General features: G+C 42.9%; 26 protein-coding genes. 16 read left to right on the top strand and 10 right to left on the bottom strand.

Annotated elements, in window-relative coordinates:
* Positions 1 to 68: 68 nt before the first annotated feature.
* On the bottom strand, positions 69 to 1,244 hold the full coding sequence (locus AB0756_RS15640) for a hypothetical protein (RefSeq protein WP_063779533.1): 1,176 nt from the start codon (positions 1,242 to 1,244) through the stop codon (positions 69 to 71).
* A gap of 246 nt (positions 1,245 to 1,490) precedes the next feature.
* Here AB0756_RS15640 and AB0756_RS15635 point away from each other — a divergent pair, with 246 nt between their 5' ends.
* The 10 genes from AB0756_RS15635 to AB0756_RS15590 all read left to right on the top strand — a co-directional run bounded on the left by AB0756_RS15635 (position 1,491) and on the right by AB0756_RS15590 (position 13,287).
* On the top strand, positions 1,491 to 1,802 hold the full coding sequence (locus tag AB0756_RS15635) for a helix-turn-helix domain-containing protein (protein ID WP_082051777.1): 312 nt from the start codon (positions 1,491 to 1,493) through the stop codon (positions 1,800 to 1,802).
* A 72-nt stretch (positions 1,803 to 1,874) separates the two neighbouring features.
* On the top strand, positions 1,875 to 2,072 hold the full coding sequence (rpmI, locus tag AB0756_RS15630) for a 50S ribosomal protein L35 (RefSeq protein WP_038077166.1): 198 nt from the start codon (positions 1,875 to 1,877) through the stop codon (positions 2,070 to 2,072).
* 21 nt (positions 2,073 to 2,093) lie between these two features.
* Positions 2,094 to 2,450: a 50S ribosomal protein L20 gene (gene rplT / locus AB0756_RS15625; RefSeq protein WP_038077164.1), complete on the top strand. Its 357-nt coding sequence runs from the start codon at positions 2,094 to 2,096 to the stop codon at positions 2,448 to 2,450.
* Positions 2,451 to 2,462: 12 nt separating this feature from the next.
* Positions 2,463 to 3,314, top strand: coding sequence for a transporter substrate-binding domain-containing protein (locus tag AB0756_RS15620; protein ID WP_038077163.1), 852 nt, complete (start codon positions 2,463 to 2,465; stop codon positions 3,312 to 3,314).
* 387 nt (positions 3,315 to 3,701) lie between these two features.
* Positions 3,702 to 4,868, top strand: coding sequence for a prenyltransferase/squalene oxidase repeat-containing protein (locus tag AB0756_RS15615; RefSeq protein ID WP_038077161.1), 1,167 nt, complete (start codon positions 3,702 to 3,704; stop codon positions 4,866 to 4,868).
* Between the two features lie 23 nt (positions 4,869 to 4,891).
* Positions 4,892 to 5,719, top strand: coding sequence for a WecB/TagA/CpsF family glycosyltransferase (locus AB0756_RS15610; protein WP_237266100.1), 828 nt, complete (start codon positions 4,892 to 4,894; stop codon positions 5,717 to 5,719).
* A 209-nt stretch (positions 5,720 to 5,928) separates the two neighbouring features.
* Positions 5,929 to 6,453: a tetratricopeptide repeat protein gene (locus tag AB0756_RS15605; protein ID WP_038077158.1), complete on the top strand. Its 525-nt coding sequence runs from the start codon at positions 5,929 to 5,931 to the stop codon at positions 6,451 to 6,453.
* Between the two features lie 356 nt (positions 6,454 to 6,809).
* Complete coding sequence (bchB, locus tag AB0756_RS15600) at positions 6,810 to 8,336, top strand: ferredoxin:protochlorophyllide reductase (ATP-dependent) subunit B (protein ID WP_038077156.1); 1,527 nt, start codon at positions 6,810 to 6,812, stop codon at positions 8,334 to 8,336.
* Positions 8,337 to 8,676: 340 nt separating this feature from the next.
* Positions 8,677 to 11,847 (top strand): plasmid replication protein, CyRepA1 family, encoded by a 3,171-nt coding sequence (locus AB0756_RS15595; RefSeq protein WP_038077154.1) that lies wholly within the window; start codon positions 8,677 to 8,679, stop codon positions 11,845 to 11,847.
* 423 nt (positions 11,848 to 12,270) lie between these two features.
* Positions 12,271 to 13,287, top strand: a complete 1,017-nt coding sequence (locus AB0756_RS15590) for a 2-hydroxyacid dehydrogenase (RefSeq protein WP_038077152.1) — start codon at positions 12,271 to 12,273, stop codon at positions 13,285 to 13,287.
* 119 nt (positions 13,288 to 13,406) lie between these two features.
* On the opposite strand, the gene AB0756_RS15585 is transcribed toward AB0756_RS15590, so the two are convergent.
* The 6 genes from AB0756_RS15585 to AB0756_RS15560 all read right to left on the bottom strand — a co-directional run bounded on the left by AB0756_RS15585 (position 13,407) and on the right by AB0756_RS15560 (position 18,015).
* Entirely contained in the window at positions 13,407 to 14,150 is a 744-nt protein-coding gene (locus tag AB0756_RS15585; RefSeq protein ID WP_038077150.1) for a M50 family metallopeptidase, read from the bottom strand.
* A 144-nt stretch (positions 14,151 to 14,294) separates the two neighbouring features.
* Positions 14,295 to 14,600 (bottom strand): FHA domain-containing protein, encoded by a 306-nt coding sequence (locus tag AB0756_RS15580; RefSeq protein WP_038077148.1) that lies wholly within the window; start codon positions 14,598 to 14,600, stop codon positions 14,295 to 14,297.
* A gap of 34 nt (positions 14,601 to 14,634) precedes the next feature.
* On the bottom strand, positions 14,635 to 15,519 hold the full coding sequence (locus AB0756_RS15575) for an FHA domain-containing protein (RefSeq protein ID WP_038077144.1): 885 nt from the start codon (positions 15,517 to 15,519) through the stop codon (positions 14,635 to 14,637).
* A gap of 189 nt (positions 15,520 to 15,708) precedes the next feature.
* Positions 15,709 to 16,434 (bottom strand): 6-phosphogluconolactonase, encoded by a 726-nt coding sequence (pgl, locus tag AB0756_RS15570; RefSeq protein WP_038077142.1) that lies wholly within the window; start codon positions 16,432 to 16,434, stop codon positions 15,709 to 15,711.
* A 134-nt stretch (positions 16,435 to 16,568) separates the two neighbouring features.
* The gene (gene rph, locus AB0756_RS15565) at positions 16,569 to 17,318 is read right to left on the bottom strand and encodes a ribonuclease PH (RefSeq protein ID WP_038077140.1); all 750 of its coding nucleotides are present in this window, start codon (positions 17,316 to 17,318) and stop codon (positions 16,569 to 16,571) included.
* A 139-nt stretch (positions 17,319 to 17,457) separates the two neighbouring features.
* Positions 17,458 to 18,015 (bottom strand): adenylate kinase family protein, encoded by a 558-nt coding sequence (locus AB0756_RS15560; protein ID WP_038077209.1) that lies wholly within the window; start codon positions 18,013 to 18,015, stop codon positions 17,458 to 17,460.
* Positions 18,016 to 18,500: 485 nt separating this feature from the next.
* On the opposite strand from AB0756_RS15560, the gene AB0756_RS15555 reads away from it, so the two are divergent.
* Together AB0756_RS15555 and dcd are read left to right on the top strand one after the other, a co-directional pair.
* On the top strand, positions 18,501 to 19,037 hold the full coding sequence (locus AB0756_RS15555) for a P-loop NTPase family protein (RefSeq protein WP_038077135.1): 537 nt from the start codon (positions 18,501 to 18,503) through the stop codon (positions 19,035 to 19,037).
* Between the two features lie 197 nt (positions 19,038 to 19,234).
* Positions 19,235 to 19,819 (top strand): dCTP deaminase, encoded by a 585-nt coding sequence (dcd, locus tag AB0756_RS15550; RefSeq protein ID WP_038077132.1) that lies wholly within the window; start codon positions 19,235 to 19,237, stop codon positions 19,817 to 19,819.
* A 3-nt stretch (positions 19,820 to 19,822) separates the two neighbouring features.
* Here the strand turns inward: dcd and AB0756_RS15545 are convergent, their stop codons facing one another.
* Positions 19,823 to 21,343 (bottom strand): thymidylate synthase, encoded by a 1,521-nt coding sequence (locus AB0756_RS15545; protein ID WP_038077130.1) that lies wholly within the window; start codon positions 21,341 to 21,343, stop codon positions 19,823 to 19,825.
* A 353-nt stretch (positions 21,344 to 21,696) separates the two neighbouring features.
* On the opposite strand from AB0756_RS15545, the gene AB0756_RS15540 reads away from it, so the two are divergent.
* The 3 genes from AB0756_RS15540 (at position 21,697) to AB0756_RS15530 (ending at position 23,174) form a co-directional block, all read left to right on the top strand.
* Positions 21,697 to 21,912: a chlorophyll a/b-binding protein gene (locus AB0756_RS15540; RefSeq protein ID WP_038077127.1), complete on the top strand. Its 216-nt coding sequence runs from the start codon at positions 21,697 to 21,699 to the stop codon at positions 21,910 to 21,912.
* Positions 21,913 to 22,051: 139 nt separating this feature from the next.
* Positions 22,052 to 22,492 (top strand): YidH family protein, encoded by a 441-nt coding sequence (locus AB0756_RS15535; protein WP_038077124.1) that lies wholly within the window; start codon positions 22,052 to 22,054, stop codon positions 22,490 to 22,492.
* Positions 22,493 to 22,592: 100 nt separating this feature from the next.
* The gene (locus AB0756_RS15530; RefSeq protein ID WP_038077121.1) at positions 22,593 to 23,174 is read left to right on the top strand and encodes a thioredoxin family protein; all 582 of its coding nucleotides are present in this window, start codon (positions 22,593 to 22,595) and stop codon (positions 23,172 to 23,174) included.
* Between the two features lie 107 nt (positions 23,175 to 23,281).
* Here AB0756_RS15530 and AB0756_RS15525 read toward each other — a convergent pair whose 3' ends face one another.
* A complete protein-coding gene (locus tag AB0756_RS15525; RefSeq protein WP_038077118.1) occupies positions 23,282 to 23,791 on the bottom strand; it encodes a hypothetical protein in 510 nt (169 codons plus the stop codon).
* 116 nt (positions 23,792 to 23,907) lie between these two features.
* On the opposite strand from AB0756_RS15525, the gene aroA reads away from it, so the two are divergent.
* Positions 23,908 to 25,260 (top strand): 3-phosphoshikimate 1-carboxyvinyltransferase, encoded by a 1,353-nt coding sequence (gene aroA / locus AB0756_RS15520; protein WP_038077115.1) that lies wholly within the window; start codon positions 23,908 to 23,910, stop codon positions 25,258 to 25,260.
* A 76-nt stretch (positions 25,261 to 25,336) separates the two neighbouring features.
* On the opposite strand, the gene AB0756_RS15515 is transcribed toward aroA, so the two are convergent.
* A complete protein-coding gene (locus AB0756_RS15515) occupies positions 25,337 to 26,311 on the bottom strand; it encodes a glutathione S-transferase family protein (RefSeq protein ID WP_038077110.1) in 975 nt (324 codons plus the stop codon).
* Positions 26,312 to 26,420: the final 109 nt, after the last annotated feature.

The following is a 26,420-nucleotide window of genomic DNA, read 5'->3' as shown; positions in this document are numbered from 1 at the left end:
CAATTCTAATGGTATATTTAATTTCCGCGCCCATCGTACTAGTTATTTAGGAGCGATCGCCATTCAACTTACAACTGAGTCAAAAAAGCGTCTAATCCTGACGAACTCACCACCTCTCCTAACAAAATACCCCTTCGCCGCACCTGATAAATCCCCTCTCTGAGTTCTTTAAAATCAACAATCAAACCCGCCTTTTTAGCCTCAGATAGTTTTTTCACCTCAATTGGCATCAATCCCCTGACTCGCTTTTTCTCAATTGGTGTTAGTACGTCCCATGCTTGTTGCTTGCAATCTTCATGAACGAGCAAAGCTTCCCTGATTGGCTCCCAACTACTGGCATTCTGAAAAGTTTCAATCAACAACTCAACGGGAGATGGGGAGCCACACTCTGTTTCGGATTCAACGACAGCGCTATACTCCCCGTCATCCTCCACAGGCTCGTCCTTTTCTGGGTCTGGCTCGAATGTCCAAGCGCCCTCTATGTGTTCCTCAAACTCCTTAGTAGCAATATCTGTGTTCGGTTCATCAAGCCAAACATTGCTTGAATTCGTTTCCCAATCCTTTGATGTTTCTCGATCGCAAGTTGGTTCAAAGCTTTCCACCAACATCAACCGTCCTTCTTTGTAAGCTTGTCTCAGCGCTATGGCTTCGGCAACAATGCGCTGTGCTGTCAACCCCTCGTCATCCATCATCTTTTGTAAAGCCGTCCCAGTTCTTTCGTCAGTCTCTTGGATCGGTGGAATTTGGCAGTACCGCCCTCCGTTTTTTGTCCGCCGCCAGATGCTGGGTAATTCTTGCTTTGGTTCCTTGGGTTGTCGCTGCTTAACAATCAAGTCTCGAACAGCAGATTGGTTAATTTCGGTTAAAGTTTGCAGCAGGTCAATGACGCTTTGGTACTTTTTGGGATTGTTTGCCAGTTGGAATATTGTTGCTGGCTCAATTTGAGTTAAGTCTCGATCTGAAAACTGTTTGAATGCTGCAGCTACTTTTAAGTACTTCCGGTCTTCATTCTTCCAACCCCGGCAATTCAGTAACTGTCTGTACTCCCTTTTGGATAACTGCTCCTTCTGTTGGGCAAGCCATAAAGCATGGTTGAGGATGTGTGAAGTAGATTGAGCTAATCCTTCAAAAGAATCGCTACCTGTTTGGAGTGCTGTAGTCGCGCCCTGAGCTTTAACGTATTTTTCAAACTCTTGTTGAGCAATAACTTGTTCGTTTGTTGCAACAGCTTGTAGTTGTGGCATAATAGGTATTAATTGAATTAATTTAAAGATGTAAAAGGCGATCCCACCTTGACTTAGGTCAGAGGGATCGTCTTTTTTACTGTTTATTAGTATATAGCTTATACGCTACGTAAATTTACATTTAAATATAAAATTTTCTTATCAGCTATGGAAAATGGAAAATAAATAGTCAAAACGCAGCCTGACTATAAACTAAGATTTGGAGGAAACTATGTAAAGTAGATAAAAAAGGAAGATTCTCAAAAAATGATTCGTTGGCGGCTTAGGATGCTAATGGCAGAGAAAAAAATCAGCAACAAAGAACTTGCCGAGCTTTCCGGCGTTCATCCCACTTCCATTTCAAAGCTAAAAAACGTGGATGAGATCGAGCAGATTAGCGGTAGGGTTCTCAACAACTTGTGTAATGGCTTAACAAAGGCTTATCGTGGCAGAAGAGAAAACCGAATTATTACTCCTACCGATTTACTTGAATACACCTACGATGGCGATGATTGTTATCCAACCGGATCTGAGGTCAAACCGTTGGGGCAAAAAGCTAGCCCCATACCCAATAGCTAATCCCCACTCTCCTATTCCCTAACCTCTATTCATAGTTTATAATTGGGGATTGTGTCGAATTAACGCCAATCCATGCCCAAACTAAAAACGCGTAAAGCTGCGGCGAAAAGGTTTCGCGCCACTGGTAGTGGTAAAATCATGCGCCGTAAAGCTTTTAAAAATCACCTCTTAGAGCACAAAAGTTCTAATAAAAAGCGCCAACTGTCCAAAATGGCAGTTGTCAACGAGCGCGATGAAGAAAATGTACGCGGAATGCTTCCTTATTTGTAATTAATTGGTGGAATTGAAAAGATGACAAGGGTAAAACGCGGTAACGTTGCTCGCAAACGCCGCAAAAAAATTCTCAAACTTGCTAAAGGTTTTCGCGGTTCTCACTCAACTCTGTTTAGAACGGCCAATCAGCGAGTCATGAAGGCGCTTCGGAATGCCTATCGCGATCGCAAAAAGCGCAAACGCGATTTCCGTCGCCTGTGGATTACTCGCATTAACGCAGCAGCACGGTTGCATGGTTTGAGCTACAGCCAGTTAATGGGCAATCTCAAAAAAGCGGACGTGCAACTCAATCGCAAAATGTTGGCGCAATTAGCAGTTCTCGATCCGGCTAGCTTCAGCAAAGTTGCTGAATTGGCAACTCAAGCAAAAGGATAAAGGGAGCAGGTGATGGGTAACGGATGTAACAGATGGAAGACTATCGATCGGTTATATCCTCTGTTATCTGCTGCCATTTTTGTGCTTCTAGCTTTCTGCTTTGTTTTTGCAGATGCAAGATTGTCCGCATCTGCTGCCCAATTATCAGAGATTCAACGAAGAGGCTACATCAAGATTGCTGTCAAAGATAACTTGCGTCCATTGGCATTTAGAGATGCAAGCGGTCAACTGCAAGGTTTGGAAATTGATTTAGCAAAAGCATTGACAGTAGACTTACTAGGTAAAGAAGATTTGGTTCGCCTGCAGCCCGTAATAAATCAAGATCGTTTGTCAGCAGTCTTGGAAGATAAAGTTGACATTGGCATTGCTAGAGTCACAGCAACGTCTTCACGTGCTCGTTTGGTGAGTTTTAGCGTTCCTTACTACTTTGATGGATCTGTCCTGCTGACAAAAGATAATACGGTGCAGCAGTTAAGCCATCTAACAAAACGGAAAATAGCTGTTCTCGATCGCTCAAGCACAATTGCCGCAGTACGGTACTATTTGCCGAGTGCTGAGTTAGTCGGAGTAGATTCTTATCAAGCAGCAATTGCTCTATTGGAAAAAGATGCAGTTGCTGCTTTTGCTGCAGATGGAAGTGTTCTAAGTGGTTTCGTTCAACAGTACCCACAGTATCGAATCTTACTAACGAAACTGTCTACAGAGCCACTGTCTGTAGTGATGCCCAAAGGTTTGCAGTATGATGAATTGCGAAGACGGGTGAATGTAGCGATCGCTCGCTACATAGATTCTGGTTGGCTCTCTGAACGTCTAAAGTACTGGGGCTTACCAAATCAATTTACTGATTTCAAACAAAATTTCTAAAAGAGATTGAACGCTGGACACCAAACTCAAGAAATTTGATAGCAAACCGAAGCCCCTACCCTATTTTGAACAACTCTTCTCCAAGCCCCTAAAATATCAAGTTTCACTATCACTACTTAAAGAATTCAAGGGTTTTTCGTGAAAAAGACGTAAAGATAGTAGACAGAAGATCTCTAATATCAGTACTTTTACAGAAGCACCAAAAATTCAAAAAGTTCCAGTCAATAGCCTAATAAAGTAAATGGCTAGGGTTAGGATTTTCTATACAAGCAGAAAATGCTTGACAGATTGCCTAAAAGCAGCTACCAAACTACACATTCAGGTACGTACAAGGGTGTTTTCTATCTGGTGCGTAGTAGCTAAAGCAGTATTGCCTCACAAAATGATATGCAAGGCGAAAAAAAGGTAGAGACATTTGGCAATTCCAAGCAACCAGGAACGCTGGTAAGACTTTGGGATTTTTCCAATATATCAATCAACGATCTCTTTAGAGAACGCAAAACGGTATTTGAGCCTCGAAAGCATTTAGACGCGGCTATTCAATGGCTCAAACGTGCTCAAGATTGCAGCCCCGATGACGGAATTAGTTGGGGTTACTCCCTTAAAGGAGGATGGAGGCTTTCTTACCGCGAAACTACGGGATACATTGCTGACACATTTTTTGATTTGGCTTATGAAATTCAAGATGATGACGCTTGGAATCGAGCTGTCAGTGCATGCAAATGGTTAGTCAGAATACAGAACGATGATGGTTCAATTTCTGACCCTCGCTACGGTTCAAAAGGTATTGTCTTTGATACAGGTCAAGTCCTGCAAGGTCTGCTTCGAGCTTATGAAGAGACGCAAGATTTGTATTTTTTACAAGCAGCTGAAGCTGCTGGTAATTGGCTTGTGAAAGTAGCTGATGAAACAGGACGATGGACTCAAAACACTCATTTGAATGTTCCTCACGTCTATAACACTCGTGTTGCTTGGCCTTTGTTAAAACTACACGTTATAAGTCCCCACCCAGATAGAGAGAGAGTTGCTAGAGCTAACTTGGATTGGGCTGTTAGCCAGCAACAAGCTGGTTGGTTTGACCAATGTGCTTTTCAACCAGGTGTTCCTCCTTTCACTCACAACATCGCATACGCCAATCGCGGTCTTTTAGAAGCAGGTTATTTGCTTAACGAGCCAAAGTATATAGACGCTGCGATCGCAGGAGCCAGAGCAGTGTTAAAGCACGTTCGTGCGAATGGATTTATTCCCGGACAAATAGACCTTCAGGGAAAGCCTCACGGAAATTACTGCTGCTTAACCGGTAACTGTCAAATGGCAATTATTTGGCTCAAGCTTTTCCAACAAACAGGACAACAAGAATACTATCAAGCAGCATTCAACAGTTTGCAATACGTCATGTCCTGCCAAGATATTCAAACCTCCAACCCAAACATTCGAGGGGGGATTAAAGGTTCCGAGCCAATTTGGGGGACATACACTCGCTTATCCTATCCAAACTGGGCAGCGAAGTTTTTCGTAGATGCATTGCTTTTATTAATTACCCTCAAGCAATAAAGGACAGATGTGAGGATACAGTCATGGAAACCATGAAATTTTTCAATAGCAACCCTAAGAGCTTGCCGATTAAGCATTTCCAAGAAGAGGATCGGGCCAAACAAAGAGTGCAAATTTTAAATAGCAGTTTTGACCCCGTGACAATCCAAGAAACAGTTAACTGGGCAATTCGTTTCATCCAAGAGGAAAAAAGAGGATATATTTGCACCGTTAATGTAGCCATCCTCATGATGATGGAAAACAATAAACGATTGGCAAAAATTATTAATAAGGCTGTTTTAATTGTGGCAGACGGTCAGCCAATTATCTGGACTTCACGATGGCTGTCTGCGCCCTTACCAAGTCGTGTTGCAGGAATTGACTTGATTTATGAACTCGCAGCCGTGGCGGAACAACGACAACTGGGTATTTACTTGCTAGGAGGAACAACAGATGTGATTGCAGACGCCGCCGCAAAACTACAGTCCAAGCATCCACGACTCAAAATTAGTTTTGATAACGGTTACTTCAGTTCACAACAGGCTGCCGGTCGGGCTGAAGCTATTCGTCAAAGTGGCGCGAGCATTCTTTTTGTAGGTATGGGAGTCCCCCGACAAGAATACTTTCTTGAAGAGCATTGGGAAAATTTGGGCGTAAACCTAGCGATTGGGGTAGGTGGTAGCTTTGATGTCATTGCAGGTAGAAAAAAACGTGCTCCTCTGTGGGTGCAGGAAGTGGGGCTCGAATGGCTTTACCGCCTGCTTCAAGAACCCAGAAGATTGTGGAGACGCTATTTATTTACCAATTTACAGTTTATCTACACCCTCCTACAGGCTTTTATCCATAAAAGCCAGAAGAAGCAAGCTGCCTAAAAACAGCAGAAATACTCAAAAGCTTATAACTTTTATGGGAGACATGGGTTGATTGAATAACTGCTGGTAAAATACTCTTCTTTGAAAAGATTCCCTATGACTCGGTAAACTTGACAAGTCATGTCTGGTGATTCGATCTGCGGCATAGAAGCTACAATTGTTATCTGAGCCATTAGTCATGTTTTAAGAAAAGGTTTGTATTTTTGGCAATGGATAACAATCTAGCAATTATTTATCTCTCCGTTTTAGTAGGTCTGCTGGCATTTACAGTTGTCATCATTTTTCGCCAAATCTTTAAAACTCGCAAGCGTGAAGGTTCTCTCTCTCGCCTGCGAAAGAAGCTAGCCCAAGAAAAGGGTACGGCTCAGGAATATTACGAATTAGCAAGTATCTATTCGGAAAAAAAGGTCTTTTCTCAGGCGATCGCCTTGTTTCAAAAAGCACTCAAAGCTGCTGAGGAAGAAGGCGAAGAAAATATTGCTTATATTTACAACGGGTTAGGTTATGCCTACTTTGCCCAAGAACAGTATGACTTAGCGATTCGGCAGTACAAGGAAGCCCTGAGAGTTAAACCTGACTATGTGACAGCGTTTAACAATTTAGGTCATTCATACGAACGTAAAAAATTAAACTCCCAAGCACTGGAAGCTTACGAAAACGCACTAAAAATTAATCCCAACAATGCGACAGCAAAACGCCGTGCTGATTCTTTGCGCCGTTTGGTAGCTGCATAGGAAGATCTGGGGTTGGGAGTTAGGAATTTTTCGTTACGGAGGCTGAGCCTGGAAATGCAGAGTGTGAGGCTCCGCCTCCAGAAAAAACAATTAAGAAATTTCCCCAAACATTACAATTTATTTCACTTAAACAACCTTTTGTTGTTTAAGTTAGAAGCTGAATTACAGTCAGGAACGAAGTTTGAGCGATCGCAAATCCCCAAAACCCTTGTACTTCCCACTTCATCAACAAGGTCAAATTTTGAGAGAATCAAAAGCACTTTCAAAAAGCAACAAACGGATAAAATGGGGCATTGGGCACGATCTTTTTGTCTCCCTTGTCTCCTCTTCCCTAACTCCAAAGGAGAACATCACTCATGAAATTGGCTTACTGGATGTATGCAGGTCCCGCTCACATAGGCACTTTGCGAATCGCCAGTTCCTTCAAAAACGTTCATGCCATTATGCACGCTCCACTGGGCGATGATTACTTCAACGTCATGCGCTCCATGCTCGAACGGGAGAGGAATTTTACCCCGGTGACAGCCAGTATCGTAGACCGTAACGTTTTGGCACGCGGTTCACAAGAAAAAGTGGTGGACAACATCACCCGTAAAGATGCAGAAGAACACCCAGACTTGATCGTGTTGACTCCTACCTGTACTTCTAGCATTTTACAAGAAGATTTACAAAACTTTGTAGAGCGGGCAACGCTGGAAACAAAATCTGACGTGTTGCTAGCAGATGTCAATCACTATCGGGTTAACGAAATCCAGGCTGCCGATCGCACCCTACACCAAATCGTTCAATTCTATATTGAGAAAGCTCGCAAGAAGGGCGAACTCCCACAAGGGAAAACGGAAAAACCCTCTGTCAACATTATTGGTATTTCTACTCTTGGTTTCCACAACCAACATGACTCCACCGAACTGAAGCGGCTGATGGCTGACTTGGGAATTGAGGTGAATGTTGTGATACCAGATGGAGCTTCCGTTCACGAGTTGAAAAATTTGCCTCGCGCCTGGTTTAACCTCGTAGTGTACCGGGAACTAGGTATTCTGGCAGCTCGTTACCTAGAAGAAGAATTTGGGATGCCCTATGTAGATATCACGCCTATGGGGGTTGTAGAAACGGCTCGTTGCATCCGCAAGATTCAACAGGTGATTAACGCTCAAGGTGCCGGTGTTGATTACGAAGAGTATATCAACAACCAAACCCTGTATGTGTCTCAAGCAGCATGGTTCTCTCGTTCTATTGACTGTCAGAACTTAACTGGGAAAAAGGCTGTGGTATTCGGTGACAATACTCATGCAGCAGCCATAACCAAGATTTTGGCACGGGAAATGGGCATTCATGTCGTTTGGGCTGGAACATACTGCAAGTACGATGCTGATTGGTTCCGCGAACAAGTTAGCGAGTACTGTGATGAAGTGATTATTACAGATGACCATACAGAGATAGGAAATGCGATCGCTCGTGTTGAACCCTCTGCAATTTTCGGTACTCAAATGGAGCGCCACGTTGGTAAGCGATTGGATATTCCCTGCGGTGTTATTGCTGCACCCATCCACATCCAGAACTTCCCCATTGGCTACAAACCCTTTGTAGGTTACGAGGGGACAAATCAAATTGCAGATTTGGTATACAATTCCTTCACTTTAGGAATGGAAGACCACTTGTTAGAAATCTTTGGTGGACACGATACCAAAGAAGTTATTACAAAGGGTATTTCTGCTGATTCTGACTTAGCTTGGACTAAGGAAGCTCAGGCAGAATTAAACAAAGTCCCTGGTTTTGTACGCGGGAAAGTGAAGCGCAATACAGAAAAATTTGCTCGCGAACGCAATTTCAATCAAATTACTGTGGAAGTTATGTACGCTGCTAAGGAAGCTGTTGGGGCATAAGTTCCAGTCTCGTTCCCAGGCTTTACCTGGGAATTCCATTAATGTTTTTATTTGCTAGAGAAAGGCAGAGGGTAGCTACTCTCTAAGCGTTCAAGCTATTGTTTCGGTGAACTATGCGGTTTTTACTGAGTTGTATTTTTTTTATAGATACGAATATTACGATACAGACTTATTAGTTTACTTATACAGAAGACAAAAGAAACCTCTCCCTCGTTAACCGATGTATTTTAGACTGCCCTGAGTACAAAAGTGTCACTCAACCTTTACATTTCCTACCTATAAAAATCAGAAGATGCGTGTTAAGGTTTTTAATTCATCGTCCTATGTTACTACCTGACCAATGTACTCGCACGACTTACACAACCAACACCTTGAAGAATTAGTCAATGGTAGTGGTATAAACTTAGACATTAGTAAACTCAATTTTAAATCTCTTCAAGGCAATACTGCTTATCAATATTTGTTAATTTCCGAACATTTACCCCGCACGAACACCGGGATGGTTAGGAGTAGCTGGTTGCAACGTTACGAACACATTGCAGACGGCGGTTGGTGGTGTTCGGGTCTCGATCCATTGAATCATTGGAAGGCTATGGAGTGGGGATGCTTTAAGCCAAACCAACCCCGCATGAATGAAAATTGCAAGTCTATCAAGTACGAGCATCCCCCGAGTACTCCAACACGAGTCTTTTGTCTGCGAGTCCCACTTTGTGTTTGGCAGCAAGTTTCTCAGCGTTACAACGTGGCTATGCCCGAGCGTATCAACCTCAATCCTAATGGTGAAGCAGAAGGTTTTTGGTCTTGGGTGATGGAACGCAATGTACCCGTGATTATTTGTGAAGGGGTCAAGAAAGCAGCAGCACTGTTAACTCAAGGATATGCAGCAATAGGCATTCCCGGAATTACAAACGGTTATCGCGTTGTTAGAGATGAATTTGGAAAAGTCGTCAGTCGCCAACTTATTCCGGATCTAGGCGCATTCACCATCACCAAGCGGACATTTTATATTTGCTTTGATTTTGAAACTCAACCAAAGAAAATCGTAACTGTAAACAACGCTATTTCTCAATTAGGATTTTTATTTCAAAAAAGAAATTGTCCCGTTCAAGTCGTTGAACTTCCTGGAATGGAGAAAGGCGTAGATGACTTGATCGTTGCTAAAGGTGCAAGTGCTTTTGAATCCATTTATCGCAACAGCATTGATTTAGAAGTCTACCTTGCTCATACCAAACCTCATACTGAATTGACTATTCCAGCTGCACTCACTATCAACCGTCCTTATTTGGGAGAAATACCTTTTCCCACTTCTGGGTTAGTTGGAGTGAAATCAGCAAAAGGAACGGGGAAAACCACAGCACTCCAATCTGTTGTAAATCGAGCAAAAAGTCAAAATCAACCTGTTTTATTAATGACTCATAGGATTCAACTCGGACGATTTTTATGTGAAAAAATTGGTATTCCGTGGGGATTGGGGAAAGGAGACAAGGGAGACAAGGGGGACAAGGGAGACAAGGTGGACAAGGGGGACAAGATAGAGCTATTTTCTGTTATGTCTTCATCTCATATCTCTTCATCTCACCAGTCCCTCATTCCCAACCGCCAATCTCTCGGTCTGTGTATCGATTCCATTTGGAGACTGAATCCTGAAGAATGGCAAGGTGCAATCTTTATTTTGGATGAAGTCGAACAGTCATTATGGCATCTACTCAATAGCAGTACTTGTAAGGATAAACGAGTCAAAATTTTAAAAATATTTCAGGAATTAATTTCAACTGTATTAAAAACAGGGGGTTTGGTTATAGCGCAAGACGCTGACTTATCAGACGTTTCTTTAGAATATTTACAGGGATTGGCAGGAATTAAGGTAGTTCCTTGGATTGCAATTAATCAATGGAAACCACATCAAGGTTGGGATACCACTTTTTATGATTCTCCCAATCCAACTCCTTTGATTCATCAACTAGAATTAGATTTAATGACAGGATACAAATGTTATGTAACAACTGATAGTCGTTCCGGGCGTTATAGTTGTGAAACCATTGAACGTTACTTGAGAGAGCGTTTGGCGAGATTGCAGCATAAATTTCCCAATACTCTCGTTGTTAGCAGCCATACAACTAACACACCCGGTCATGCAGCTGTTGATTTTGTAGCATCTATCAATCAAAAAGTTGCTGCGTATGACACCATTTTTGTCACTCCTAGTTTGGGTACGGGAATTAGTATTGACGTGCGGCATTTTGATAGAGTTTATGGTATTTTTCAAGGAGTGGTTCCTGATTTTGATGCACGACAAGCATTAGCAAGAGTCCGCGATAATATACCCCGTTTTATTTGGTGTGCTAAGCGAGGAATTGGGTTGATTGGAAGTGGTAGCACAAATTATCGATCGCTTTCCTGTTGGTATCAGGACAATCAAAAAGAAAACTTAGCTTTGCTAAGTCCATTACATAAAATTGATGTAGATTTACCTTTAGTTTACGATCCCATTCATCTACGTACTTGGTCAAAGTTAGCAGCAAGAGTGAATGCGTCTATCACCTTTTACCGCCAATCCATGAAGGAAGGCTTGATTGCGGATGGACACCCGGTTTCCATGCGAAGTAATGATACGCAAAAGAATATTATTAGAGATTTACGTTTTGCCTTTTTAGCAACCGATCGCAACGATATAACAACTCGGAAAAGATTAATTTTAGAAATTGTAAAAGTACAGAAGGATTGGTCGCAAAGTCGGAAGAATACACAAGAAATCGACCGGAAAATTAGAGAAATCAAGCGACAAAACCAATTGACATTGGCAACGGCTGTAGCTAATGCACAAGATATTAATGACTTAGCATACGCACAACTTCTGACCAAACACTCTTTAACGAATGAGGAACGTCACAAAATTAGCAAGTATGTTCTCAAACAAAAGTACGGGATTGAAGTGACTCCAGAATTGAAGCTAAGGGACGATAAAGGATATTACTGTCAATTACTTTCTCACTACTACCTCACCCATGAAAGCAATTACTTTCATCTGAAAGACAAGCAAGAGTTCCATCAGCAGTTATCTTGGGGTGATGGTAAAGTTTTTTTACCAGATTTAAAAACTTACACTCTTAAAATAGAAGCATTAAGAGCTTTAGGAATGCTGAAATTTTTGGAACCAGAAAGAAAATTTACTGAAAATGATGCAGATTTAATATTGCTCAAAAATATTTCACTTCAATGTAGCAAACACATTCGCAGAACGCTGGGAATTAATATTGAGACGGGTACAAAGAGTGTTTCAGCCGTAAGAATACTGGAGAGGTTATTGAATTTATTGGGCTTAAAGCTTAAGCGAATTGATATTGAGGCGTATCAAATTAATAGAGAAACGCTTTATGATGAGCGGCAAAAAATATTTGCTGTCTGGCATCAGCGAGATGAGTTGATGTTGTTAAATATCAGTGGTGTAAAAGAGGAAAAAACTCATACGTTTTTGAATGAAAAGTTGGAGCTTATAAAATTGTCTTTTTGAACCGCAGAGAACGCAGAGGACACAGAGAAGACAATGAGTTTGTAGTAGTGTTGGGAGCATCCCAAAGAGCGCAAATTGCCCTCAGAATAAATTCTGGAGCTATACAAACAAAGCCAGCCTACGCAGGCTTTAAATAAAGTCTGCACGGGCGGACTCGATCTGTCTGTATAGGCGTGATTTCAATCATAAGCGTGTTTTTTCCAAATCGGGATGCTCCTGTATTGTTATTGGTAAAACTTATTAGTTTTATATAGCAATCCTACTTGAGTTACAAACACCTCTCCCTTGTCTCCCTTATCTCCCTTGTCTCCCTCGTTCAGATCTCAAATAGAATTGCTAGATTTCTCTAGTATTTGTGAGCCTTCTAAGCAATTGAGTTATCATATACGGAAAAGCAACGCAGCATAAAGCTTGAAGTTTTTTATGAAAGTAGCAGTCTTCAGTACAAAAGCTTACGATCGCCAGTTTTTAGAAGCTGCAAATGAGCAAAATAAACACGAACTGGTTTTCTTTGAACCGCGTCTCGATCGAGATACAGCAATCTTAGCAGCTGGATTTCCTGCGGTTTGCGTATTTGTACACGATCGCGCTGACGCCCCAACTTTAGAACTTCTTGCTTCACAAGGAACTCGCCTGATTGCACTCCGTTGTGCGGGTTTTAATAACGTGGACTTGAAAGCCGCCGCCGAGTTGGGTATGACTGTTGTGCGTGTTCCTGCCTACTCGCCCTATGCAGTAGCAGAACACACTGTTGGATTGATATTAAGCCTCAATCGTAAGATTCATCGCGCTTATAGCCGTGTTAGGGAAGGAAATTTCTCAATTGAAGGGCTTTTGGGATTTGACCTAAACGGGCGTACTGTGGGAATTATTGGGACTGGGAAAATAGGTCAAATTGTGGGACAAATCATGAAAGGGTTTGGCTGTCACCTTCAGGCTTATGACGTTTATCGCAATCCAGAAGTTGAAAACTTAGGAGCTAAATATGTAGAACTATCAGAGTTATTTGCTAATTCCGATATTATTACCTTGCACTGTCCTTTGACACCTCAGACCCATCATTTGATTGATACTCAATCGATACAACAGATGAAGCCGGGGATCATGCTGATCAACACGAGCCGGGGAGCTTTGATTGATACGACAGCAGCGATCGAAGGATTGAAGTCTGGTAAAATTAAGTATCTTGGTATTGATGTTTACGAGCAGGAATCAGACTTATTTTTTGAGGATTTGTCTGATGAAATTATTCACGATGACGTTTTTCAGCGTTTAATAACCTTTCCAAACGTCCTGATTACCGGGCATCAAGCTTTCTTTACAGAAGAAGCAGTCCGTAATATCTCGGAGACCACCATTGCTAATATAACTGATTTTGAACAAGGTCGTCCCTGTCAAAATGAAATAGCTGCTCAACAAAAAGTTGCAACCAAGGTTTAGAGGGCAGTTTTTTACCCTTCCTAGAGCGTGTTTTCAAACGGCTCGTTTAGCCTCTTAATGTTCTAGATCCCCCGATAAATTGGGGGACTTTTGCTTGTAGGTTGGGGTAGCTGACTTGCTTAGCTTGAACGATAAGCCAAACGAAGACTTTGTACCAAAATAACCAGAGATGCGATCGCCATCAAACCGCCCCAAAACCAATAGGGTAAAAGCAACTGCTGCTGTATTTGTGCTGAATCAGAAAGCAAACCGGGACCAGCAGAAGCACTTAATAAATAATTGAGTTGGTGGTACGTACTTACACACGCTTGTACGCCAAGAAATTGAATGACAAATCCTTGTACCCAATGAGGAGCTTTTAGGGCAATACCAAGGATAATTAAACCTAAAAGGGGAATTGCTACAATTCCAAACAGCGATCGCACCCATATAACTGTTGAGAGGAGCAAGAAACCCCCTAAAATCTTTAAACTGAGATTTGCAGTTTTAAAACTGCGGGAAGCAAGAATTAGGGCTGCACCTGCGATTGGAGGTCCCATCGGTCCTGCGGCTGCAACCAAAGCGCGACCAATTGGTCCTAAGTATAACGCACCACTATGATATGCGACACCAGAGCCATCAGGAAAAACCTTTAACTGCTGAAAATTGCCTCCCAAAAGAAGCGCCACGATCCCGTGAGCCATTTCATGGAACCAAGTTGCCAGGATAGAAAATGGGTATAAAATGTAATCTCCTCCGGGAACCTGCCACAGCACAATAGTGGCTGCAGCAGCTGCAATTAACCAAGTAAATCCCATGCGGTCAATTGCTTGTGGGGCTTCTCGGGCTAGCAGGGGTTCAAAATCTTTCCCAAAGTTGCTCATGGGTTCGTCTTCCTAATCGTATGACCAAATTCATGCATTTGGTCGCAGTTGCACATCCATCCTAACTGTTGTTTGTGCTCGACCGCACTACCACAATTCATAATTCATAATTCATAAATTTTATGACAAATTACGAATCATGAATTACGAATTATTAAGGCGGATTTGGATTTGAGGACCGGAACGAGCAAGGCGAAAGATGACTCCATCGCTAACCGCTACTTGGTCGATGCGTTCTCCATCCACATAAGTTCCATTTGCACCTACGCTGACAATTTCCCAGCCCTTATTTACCCGTCTTACCTCAACGTGATGGCGGGAAACCACGGCACTGTAGAGAACAACATGATTATCCGTCGCCCGTCCGATGCGGATGATGGGTTCATCTTCAAAAGTCCAACTTTGAGCCGGGAGAGATTGCAATGAATGTAACAGGATGAGTTTAATCACGCAAGCACACGTGTCATATCAGAAATAGAATTGGCTAAGAGATTTGGAACAGGAATGTCACTAAATCTCCCTTACCTAAACTTATACGATCGCCAGGTCGCAAGCGGTGGCGGTTTCCGGGTAACAGGGGTAAGTTATTAACGTAAGTGCCGTTGGAACTGCCGACATCTTCTATATAATAAGCATCTCCCTCAATCCGAATATCAGCATGAATTCGCGAGACAATCTCAGAATTGGGAAATCCCGATACATCTATATCCGGTGGAATGCGATCGTTCGGCTTGCCTATGTGTACAACAGAGAGATTCAGCGGTAACTCAACATCTCTATCGCTTTGGACGTGGATGAGGCGTGCGGTCACTTGCTGTAATTGAGTCCTTGAAGCAGGTGGTACCGCAGCTGGAGCAGGAGGTGGCGGTACGGGTGCCGGTGCCACTGGTGGAGGTGGTGCTGGTTGCGCTGCGGAAGTCACTGGCTCGGGTTCTGGTGCTGCTACTGGCTCTGGAGTAACAGGAGGCGGTGGTGCAGCAACGGTTGGTGGCTCGCTGCTTTGGGATTCCGTAAATTCTGGGGCTACTGAAACCGCTGTTGGTGGTAACGGTGAGGAGTTAGGGGCATTATTGTTAGCAGAACCATTTACAGTCACCGGCTGTGGCTGTACTAGCGGATCGGGTACAACCAACGGGGGTGGTTCTGAAATGTCAGGAGCGACGGTAACTGCAACGGCGGTAGGAGCAGTGGCAGCAGGGGCAGCAGCAGCTCGCAGGTTATAGCCACATTGACCGCAGAAAGACGCGTCTGCCTGCACGGTTGCCCCACAGCTAGGACAGTTAGTGGTAGCTGGTAAAGGGGTGTAGCAAGCTTCACACTGGACAGCGCCGTCTGGGTTTGGGTGATTGCAATTTGGGCAGACGATCATGGAGTTAAGCCTTTAGTTGAAGTTCAATCGTAAAATATAGTGCCGACAAGCAGAGGGGCTACTCTAGCTTCCGATTTTAACAAGTGCCTTCTTAAAGTATGAAGTGTGGACTCTAAAGATGAAGTATGAAGTATAAAGTATGAAATTTTATCCTTCATCCTTCATTCTTTATCCCTCATCCTTTATACTTCATCCTTTGTTAAGGTCACTACCTGCGGCTGTATCTAACAACCACAAAAGTTCTCCTTGAGGTTGAATTAGGCGAGATGGGTAGGCAAAGTCATCTGCAGTGGGTGCAAAGACTTGAGCCAGGGCTGGTTTTTTATTAGCACCAGTAGCTAAAAACATAACGCAACGAGCAGCGTTAATGAAGGGGTAAGTAAAGGTGAGACGTTGGTTATCGTCTTTGTTACCTACGGTAATCAGCTTGTCCTTTACTTTTAATGCTGCCGTATGGGGAAACAAAGAAGCAGTGTGTGCATCATCTCCCATTCCCAATAAAACCACATCCAAAGAAGGAAACTCTCCGGGTGAAGAGTGAAAGAATTCTTGCAGATGCTTTTCGTACTTGGCTGCTGCCACTGCGGGATCGGCTTCATCTGTTGGCATGGGGTGAATGTTAGCTGCCGGAATCTCGACGCGATCTAACCAAGCACGACGTGCCATGAGTTGATTGCTATCTGGATGATCGGGCGGAACGTAACGTTCATCTCCCCAAAACACGTGAATTTTATCCCAAGGCAGGTTTCGTGACGCAATTGCCTCATACAGTGGTTTGGGTGTACTACCTCCCGCCAGGGCAATAGTAAACCGTCCCTGCTCTGCAATGGCAGTTTCTATCTTGGATATTATCAATTCTAGCGCTTGCGAAACTAGGGCAGCTCGATCTGTTAGAACTTCAACTTTTTTGCTCATCGCTCTCTCATAAAACTAGCGACTTCCAGCATTACAATAGCGAAATTCTGACAATTTCCCTTTCTCCCTTTTGAAACTTTTAACATCATGGGCTTGGGGATTGGGTGTTGGGGGGATAAGGGAGAGGTGCTTCCCTAACTTGTAGCTCCTCGATAGATGTCCTTCCAATCAGCGATCGCTTCCTGTTGCAAAATTAACAATTGTTGAATTCCTTTTTCGGCAAAATTTAGAAGTTCCCCAAGTTGCTGGCGACTGAAACTGCCCTCTTCAGCAGTTCCTTGGATTTCAATAATTCCCAAGTTTTGATTCATCACTACGTTAAAATCGACTCCAGCCGCAACATCTTCTGTATAATCTAAATCCAAAAATGGTTCTTCTTCTAGCAATCCTACTGACACTGCTGCTACCTGTCCGATTAAAGGCGATCGCTCTATAACTCCCTGCTGCAATAACTTGGAAATTGCATTTGCTAGAGCCACAAATCCCCCCGTGACAGCTGTTGTTCTCGTGCCTGCATCTGCCTGCAATACATCTGCATCCACTGTTAGCGTTCGTTCTCCTAGGGCTTCTAAATCCAAGGCAGCTCGCAAGCTACGTCCAATCAATCTTTGGATTTCTTGTGTCCTTCCAGACAATTTCATAAATTCCCGTTCTTGTCGCTGATGGGTTGCTGATGGTAGCATTCGATACTCAGCAGTTAACCAACCTTTACCTGTGCCTTCTAGAAATCTCGGAACTCCTTTAGTAACGCTGACTGTACACAGTACGTGAGTTTCCCCAAATTTTGTCAGCACGGAGCCGGATGCATAACGGGTAAAACCTTGCTGGAAGCTAATAGGACGTAGTTGGTGGGGTTGCCGACCGTCTGGACGCTGCCAAGCCATTGGGATTGCCTCGAAATTTTTATATACAATACAGCCTACTAAAATTTCAACGTCATGCTTTAAGTATTTTTAAAGATAATTAGTACAATTTTGCATTGCCAAACTCTTGCACTTGAAGAGTGACCGCATACCCCAATTTTTACGAGGGCTTACACAAAAGCGAAACAATGCTGTGCTGTACCATTTCTGGTAACTGGTCGCCGTTAATGGTTAACAATCGACGGCGGCGATCGTAGTATTCTAAGATAGGAACGGTGCGATCGTAGAACAACTCCACACGGCGCTGTACAATTTCTGGTAAATCATCGGGAAGAGAACGTTCTACCGAACGAGTTACCATGACTGCCTGCGACACTTGGAGATAAATCGCCCAGTCTAATTTTTGCCCCAAACCTTCTAGTAAAAAATCCAGTTCTTCTGCTTGAAAAGCTGTACGGGGGTAACCTTCCAATACCCAACCACAGTCTACATCATGTTTTGTCAGTTGCTTGCTTATAAATTCAATCATTATTTCATCTGGAACAAGCTCCCCCATGTCAACATAGGGCTGAGCGAAACGACCTAAATCTGTTAGGTTGGCGATCGCAGAGCGTAAAATCTCACCTACAGAGACTAAAGGAACCTCAAAATATTTACTCAGCCTGTGTGCTTGAGTACTTTTTCCCGATCCCGAGCCTCCTAGTATAACTAATCTCACAACTGTTAGCTCCTTTTCCATGTCATATTTGTAACGTTTATTACTTAAAGCCTCCCAAGAGACAGCAAATAGCAGTAGATCTTTAGAAATTCAACGATTTTTCAAAAAATTACAAATACAGTCTACTAAGTTCACTTGTTTTTCTAGTTATAAGTTTTATTTTTTACCGCTTTAACCTAAAAAAAGCCAAGGAGTTCAATATTTATCGATTCTAAGGCATTTATTTTCCTTATCTTGACCGAGAGTAAGAGGGAGCAGGTGGGAGTGCAGGGGAAGCTTTGGCTAATTTTCCCACAGTCTTAGAATATGCAAATTATATGGGCAGCAGCTTACTCTTGACTAAACCCCAAACCTAGTGGTTGACTAAGAATGCAACTAGCTAGAAACATTGCGTACTGTAGAAAATGGCTAAATTATATAGGTAGACTTGCAAAAAACGAATTCAGTAAAAATATTTATTTTTTGTAAATTATTACACAAAATTTATGATTGCTCAGCTAGAAACTTCCAGTGAAAATTCAACTCTTGACTTGCCGTATTCCATGAAAGGGTTAGTACAAGTTTTTACAAGTCCTCACCGTAGCTTTTTTACCAGTGTTATGGCTCAATCACTGAGGATAGCAGGTCAGGGTACACCCGTGCTAGTTGTACAATTTCTTAAGGGTGGCATTCATCAGGGACACGATCGCCCAATGCGGTTGGGACAAAAATTAGATTGGATACGTTGCGATTTACCTCGATGCATTGATACACCACAGGTGGACGAAACCGAAGCGCAATCTTTACAAAAGTTATGGCAATACACGCAAAAAGTTATCTTCGAGGATAAGTATTCTCTCGTTGTCTTGGATGAACTTAGCCTAGCCATTCACTTTGGCTTAATTCCTGAAACAGAAGTTTTGGCATTTTTGGCAAATCGTCCGTCACACATTGATATTATTTTTACGGGCCCAGAAATGCCCCAGTCTATTCTAGATATAGCAGATCAGATTTCAGAAATTCGTCGCAGCCATCAGCCTTAGTAAGAAGTAGCTTGGAACCGCACCAATGACGCAAATCGACCTGGATGAGGAGAAATTACTGTTTTTAATCGTGAACCTTTGACACGTTGTATGCAAGGTACAAGCTAAGTGGCGATCGCCAATGCGAACACAAACAAGAAGGCGTTCGCGTTAAGCTATCCTAGTATTTCAGTTTATTTAGTTACAAGATTGGAACAATGATTAAGAATGATAAATGGATTATTGAGCAAGCAGAAAAGGGAATGATTGTTCCTTTTGAAAAGTCTTTGATTCGACAACTTGAGAATCGAAAAGTCATAAGTTTTGGTCTTAGTTCTTATGGTTATGACTTATCCTTAAGTGAATTGGATTTTCGCGTGTTTCGCCACATTCCGGGTACAATTGTAGACCCCAAACGCTTCAATCCTAAAAATTTAGAAACAGCTGTTCTTCAGGAAGATGAAGATGGTTCAAAGTACTTTGTCATACCAGCCAACGCCTACGGACTTGGAGTGAGTCGTGAAAAAGTCTCAATGCCTAAAAATGTGACAGCAATTTGCGTAGGCAAATCTACCCTTGCGAGATGCGGGATAATTGCTAACATAACTCCTATTGAAGCTGGTTGGGAAGGATACATTACTCTAGAATTCAGTAATGCTTCTAGTGCAGACTGTCGCATTTATGCAAATGAAGGGGTTGTTCAGCTACTCTTCTTTGAAGGAGATCCTTGTGCTACTTCATACGCAGATCGTAATGGGAAATACCAAAATCAACAAGCTATGGTTACTCTTGCTAAAATCTGATGTTCAGTTAATAGTAACAAATTTCTTTAACGGTCGGTCTTGCTCGTATATCAACTCTCCTGTACTTGACAAAGCAAGCTCTGCTTTCTGCAACTCTCTTCCCAAATACATGGCGTGTTCGACTTGCAAGGCAGGACAATCTGCTGCGATCCAGGTTAAAATTTGTTTGGCAGATTTTCCCGAATAACAATTAACAACTTCTCCCGAACCGGGCGTCATGTGTTCGACAACAATTTCCTCATTTTGTACTACAATCGTAAAACTACCTGAGGGATCGCTATAGTCACGTTGTTGGCAAATTTTAGGGTAGTAAGTTTTTATAACTTTTTCAGCGTTCTCAAAACAATCATCATATATGTGAGCGCTTTGACTAACAGTAACAAGCGGACCCAGTTTCAAATTATATGCCGCACTTTTATTAATTTTATCTCTAATGTGCATTTGCAATGCTCTCAAACCCATAGCATTTGCACACCATGCTGAGAACATATCATTACTGCGGAAAGTTGCTGTGAGAGATAGCTCGCTATCAACGACTCTCACCCAAATATGGTTAAGACAAGGTGGGCTATCATTGGCATCATTCCCCACATCCCACAAAGACATCACGACTCTTGCTGAATTGATATCCTTGACAAGTTTGTCAATACACAACTGAATTTGATCCCGCCCAAAATGAGAACGCAATCTCTGCCCGTAAGTATATTTAACACCTTCATGTTGGGGAGCATCATCTAAAATTTGAGAAACATATTCTTGCAGAAAGCTTCGGTCAATTGGTAAATAATTGGGTTCTGGAAAATAAAAATTTTCTGGTTCTGAGGTAACAATTGCCATCAGATCGATCAATTCTTGCCATTGTCCATCATATGCAGTTGGTCGAAGAGTCCCCGTTGTCTTAATGAGATGAATAATTTTTACCCATGTTTCAGCAATGGTTTTTCCCTCAATTCTATGTCCGTACCGTTCCCCTGGTAAAATCGCAGACTCAACACCAGACAGATCAAATTCTAAAGGCGATCCCCAAGGTTCCATGGCTCCTTGTTGAGCATAGGACTTCACAGAAGATACCGCTTCAGCAATGGATTTGGCTTCACGATACTCCACTGACTGTCGCAGGTTCTGTAATGCGATCGCATCAACCTCAATATCGATGTATCCAGAATACGAAGACTTCACAACCCAGCACTGTCGCCCAGTATCACTGACACCTTTTTCAAAACCATTGCGGAAGAAGTCTAGCAAGCATTCACACGCACCTGCATTCTTGTCTTCCTTCGTCGCATTCAATATCACCAAGTAACGAACGTGGGGGTTAAGAAGCAAATTGCGAATCAGTAAGTTCAGTCCTCGTGTAGGAGAGTACAACTGTCCAATAACTGCATACTCTTCTGGTAGCAAGTGCTTTTGCACTGTACTCTTTACCGTCCATCCTGTCACGATCACTGTTTGTCCCTGCCCGTAAATTAACTGATTGGGCTTGTACAGTGCTTTATATTTAAACTGAAATGCGCTTACGGTCATAGCGCTGCCAAATCCCCGACTTCTTTAAGTAACTTAATGTGTTTCCAGATCCCGACTTTTAAGAAATCGGGGAGCTAGAACTATACACAGACTCTTAATACTACACCAAAAGCTTCTTCCAATTTTGTTGGCTGACAATGAGCCTCCTGTCTTAAATCGGCTCAACGAGCCGGAGGCTGGTAACGAGAAATGACTGCTCGCCAAATCTGTACATTTTTTCATCATGACCTTCGCATAACCAGGTTAAAAGCTTCACAGCCAGTACCCACAACAAAACTTATAGCGCTTTACATTCCTTAACTTATTTGTTACATTTATTTACATAAAGCAATTATTTCATTCAGGACATTTTTATGCAGTATAGAGGTGCCATAGTTGACGAAGCAGGTAAAATGAACAATTTTGCCATCGAGCCTAAAGTCTACGTAGACGAGCAAGGCGATCGCACTGGTTTTACTCCTTACGCCGAACTTACCAACGGTCGTTTGGCGATGATTGGCTTTGTGTCTCTAATAGCGTTAGAAGTGTTTACAGGTCATGGAATCTTTGGTTTACTACAAAACCTGTAAAAATAATTTTTACTTCTGGTAGCAAAGAGACGTGAGCCCATCGCGTCTTTTTGTTTTAAAAGCTGTCCGAAGGAAAGAGTGTTCAAAGGTACAAAATGCGGTATGTTCTTTTGGGTCAGAGAGAACACAACTGCTAACTATGAATAAAACGCCCAATATAGATCGTCAAAGGGAGCACCAAGCTAATGAACGCACATTTCTAGCTTGGCTACGCACTTCAATAGCGCTGATAGGCTTTGGTTTTGCTCTGGCTCGCTTTGGTTTGTTTTTACGCCAGCTGAACTTTACTCTGACTCAACAAGAACCCGTACCGCATCCAGTGTTTAACTCAGAGAATTTGGGCATAACTTTAGTCATCTTTGGTATTGTGACTATTGCCTTAGCAGCATGGCAGTACAATCAAGTTTTCCAGCAGATCGAACAGGGAAATTATCAACCCAAACGCTTCACTGTTTGGCTAATGACCGGATTTGTTATATTTTTTGGATTCCTGAGTTTACCAATGCTCCTCGTTCGAGAGAGATTGTTTACCCATCCTTCAAAACTTCCCATACAGCCCCAGTCACGCAATTGGCGTTAACGCCAACTCCCATACGGACGTAATGCTTGACGCCCCTACCAACTACCAACCATTTTTTCCTACAATGATAATTGTTAACTAATAACTGATTCGGTGAATCATGGCTTTAACTGCTTCAACGATGTTACCGCTAGGTACTCAAGCACCGGATTTTGAGTTACCGGATGTCAGAACTGGGGAAACAATTTCGCTTTCTAGCTTCACGGGGAAGAAAGCGCTATTGATTATGTTTATCTGTCAGCATTGCCCGTTTGTAAAGCATGTAAAACAAGAACTGGCACAATTGGGTAAAGATTATCTCAGTAAAGATTTGGCAATTGTTGCTATCAGTGCTAACGATGCTAAAAACTACCCAGATGATTCACCTGAGTCATTAAAGAAAATGGCTGTAGAGCTAGATTTTAACTTTCCCCTTTGTTACGACGACAGCCAAGAAACAGCAAAAGCGTACACCGCCGCTTGCACTCCCGATTTCTTCTTATTTGATGCCGATCGCAGGTTAGCTTATAGGGGACAATTAGATGATAGCCGTCCGAGTAATGGGAAACCCGTAACAGGTGCAGATTTACGTGCTGCTATAGAAGCTGTATTAGCAGAGCGATCGCTCTTAAGCGAGCAAAAGCCAAGTGTCGGTTGCAATATCAAATGGAAACCTGGTAACGCACCAAGTTATTTTGGCTAATAGCTAATAGCTAATAGCTAATTGTAGAAATTTCCAGTCTGACCTTAGCTATTAACCGTTAGCCATCAGCCATTAACCATTAGCCATTAACCATTAGCCATTAGCCATCAATGTTTAATATCTAATTGAAGGATGTAATTTCCCAATTGCACATCTCCCGTCCACAATTCGTATTCCACTCGCAAATGCTTGGGAAAAGGATGTCCGTCCAATTTTAAATTGCGAGTAAAGTTCCGCAGACGTATAGGTTCGTTTTGTTGTATGGGTTCGCTAGGTAACCAGTAACGAGTAATTCCATAAACCCCTTGTTCCCAAAAATGACGGTAACTGAGCTGATTGTTACCTTGCATGGTCATAATGACTCGGTAAGGGGAGATCTCCAACCAAAGGACTCTGGGGCTATTGGGGATAGCGCTGCTTGGTTCTTCCAATAAATTCTTTTGTTCGTTATGGGGTCTTTCTGTTTTACAATTCTTTACAGGTGGTGTCGTTAAAAGTAAGTGGAATCGATCGCAATCTTTCTGATAAAGAGTTGCAGCAGTTTCAACAACAGACCAAACTGGTAGATCTGTAGAAACCAGTGATAAGCACACGGGCTTGCGATGGTGAGTAAGCATGGGAGCGAAAAGGGTTAAAAGCCAATAAACGTTTCAGAAATTAACAAATATCGGTAGCTCTGACGGTACTGAGAAAGCGATAGGATACTAGCGCAGTCACACGTCAATTCATCCTAATGTCAGCTTCTGTTATAACTGTAGAAATCGGGGACAATACTTCTCAAAACTTAATCATTAAACGACCAACGACTGGATTATCTTTACAAGGTCGTATCCGAGTTCCTGGGGACAAATCCATTTCCCACAGAGCTTTAATGTTGGGTGCTCTAGCATCTGGGGAAACCACAATTAAAGGTTTGCTTTTGGGGGAAGATCCTTGCAGCACAGCGAGTTGTTTCCAAGCCATGGGCGCAGAAATTTCCGAATTAAATACGGAACTCGTGAAGGTGAAAGGTATTGGTTTGGGAAACTTACAAGAACCCATTGATGTCCTCAATGCGGGAAACTCTGGAACAACAATCCGTCTCATGCTGGGGCTTCTCGCATCTCATCCAGGACGTTTCTTTACTGTCACGGGAGATAATTCACTGCGATCGCGTCCCATGTCTCGTGTTGTTAAACCTTTACAAGAAATGGGAGCACAAATTTGGGGGCGGAAGGGAAATTCCCTAGCTCCTCTGGCTGTTCAAGGAACAGCTCTCAAGCCCATCCACTTTAATTCTCCCATTGCTTCAGCACAAGTCAAATCCTGCATTCTGCTTGCAGGTTTATTAACAGAGGGAAAAACAACAGTTACCGAACCAGCCCTTTCCCGCGATCACAGCGAGCGAATGTTAAAGGCTTTTGGAGCAGAATTAACTGTAGACCCGGAAACCAACAGCGTCACTGTCACCGGACCATCTCAACTTCACGGACAAACAGTGATTGTACCGGGAGATATCAGTTCTGCTGCTTTTTGGTTGGTCGCAGGAGCGATCGTACCAAATTCGGAATTGACCATTGAAAATGTTGGCGTTAATCCCACCCGTACTGGCATTTTAGAAGCGTTGGAAATGATGGGTGCTGATATCCAGCAAGTGCAGGAGCGCACGGTAGCAGGAGAACCAGTAGCAGATTTACGGGTACGTTCCAGTCGTTTGAAGAGTTGCACCATTGCAGGCGACATAATACCCAGGTTGATTGATGAGATTCCTATTTTGGCAGTTGCAGCAGCTTTTGCAGAAGGAACAACAGTGATTCGAGATGCTGAAGAATTGCGAGTCAAGGAAAGCGATCGCATTGCTGTGATGGCTCATCAACTTAATAAAATGGGAGCAAAAGTGACAGAGTTACCCGATGGGATGGAAATTACTGGAGGTACTCCTCTTTCAGGTGCTGAAGTCGATAGTTATACCGATCACCGAATTGCAATGAGTTTGGCGATCGCAGCCCTCAATGCTTCTGGAGCCACTCACATCCAGCGTGCGGAAGCGGCTGCTGTTTCTTACCCAGAATTTGTTGCTACCTTACAACAAGTTTGTCGCAGCTAAATGGGTTTGTAGTTGTACTTCTTTTTGGTCTTTCTCGTTCCCAGGCTTCGCCTGGAAACGAGAGTGTCTGAACCAGTCACCGACGCTCGGTCAGTGTTAGGCGATCGTGAGGAGCATCAAAATCAATAATCGGTCCTTTGGGAACAATCCGAGTGGGATTGACTTTGGGATGACTTTTGTAATAGTGCCGTTTAATATGGTCGAGATTACAAGTTTCTTTAACTCCTGGCTGTTGATAGAGATCTTTAAGATAATTCCAGAGATTGTGAAACTCAGTAATCCGGCGTAAATTGCACTTAAAATGCACGTAGTAAACTGCGTCAAAGCGAAACAGAGTTGTAAACAGACACCAATCTGCTTCAGTGATTTGATCTCCACACAAATAGCGTTGTTTTCCTAAAAGTTTCTCCCAACGATCGAGAGCTGCAAATAATTCAGTCACTGCTTCATCATAGGCTGACTGAGTTGTAGCGAATCCAGCCCGGTACACGCCATTATTGATAGGTTGGTAAATGGCATCAATGGTCTCATCTACAGATTTCTGCAAGTCTTTTGGATAAAAATTGACATCGTGCTTGGCAAAAGCATCAAACTCGGTGTCCAACATCCGTATAATTTCTCGGGATTCATTATTGACTATTGTGCCATTTTGTGCATCCCATAAAACGGGAACCGTGACTCGTCCGGTATAATTGGGGTCGGCTTTGAGATAAAGTTGCCATAAATACTGAGTGCTGTTAATTGTATCGGGAATGCATCCCGGTTCATCAGAAAATTCCCAACCGTTGTCCCGCATTTCTGGTGCAACTACCGAAAGACCAATGACATCTTGCAGTCCTTTCAATTCGCGGAGAATGGCAGTGCGGTTTGCCCAAGGACAAGCCCAAGAGATGTACAAATGGTAGCGTCCCGGTTCAGCTTTGAACCCACTAGAACCGTCAGCTGTAATTTTGTTGCGAAAGGTTGTTGAGGGACGGATAAATTTTCCTTGTGAGTCCTCTTGCTCCCGTTGCGATACCCACTGACCATCTTTCAGGATTCCCAAGCTCATTGTTTTAGTTCTTAGTTGTTGGTGATTAGTGGTTAGTGTGTAGCACAGGCGTCTCGCCTGTTATTGTTGGTGGTTGCCGATCTTCTGGTATTAGTTATAGCTGATTGCT

It is taken from the genome of Tolypothrix campylonemoides VB511288_2 (genome assembly GCF_045999855.1).
Lineage (GTDB): Bacteria > Cyanobacteriota > Cyanobacteriia > Cyanobacteriales > Nostocaceae > Scytonema > Scytonema bouteillei_A.
Note: the sequence above shows the minus strand (reverse complement) of the source record. Positions and strands in the feature narration are given on the sequence as shown.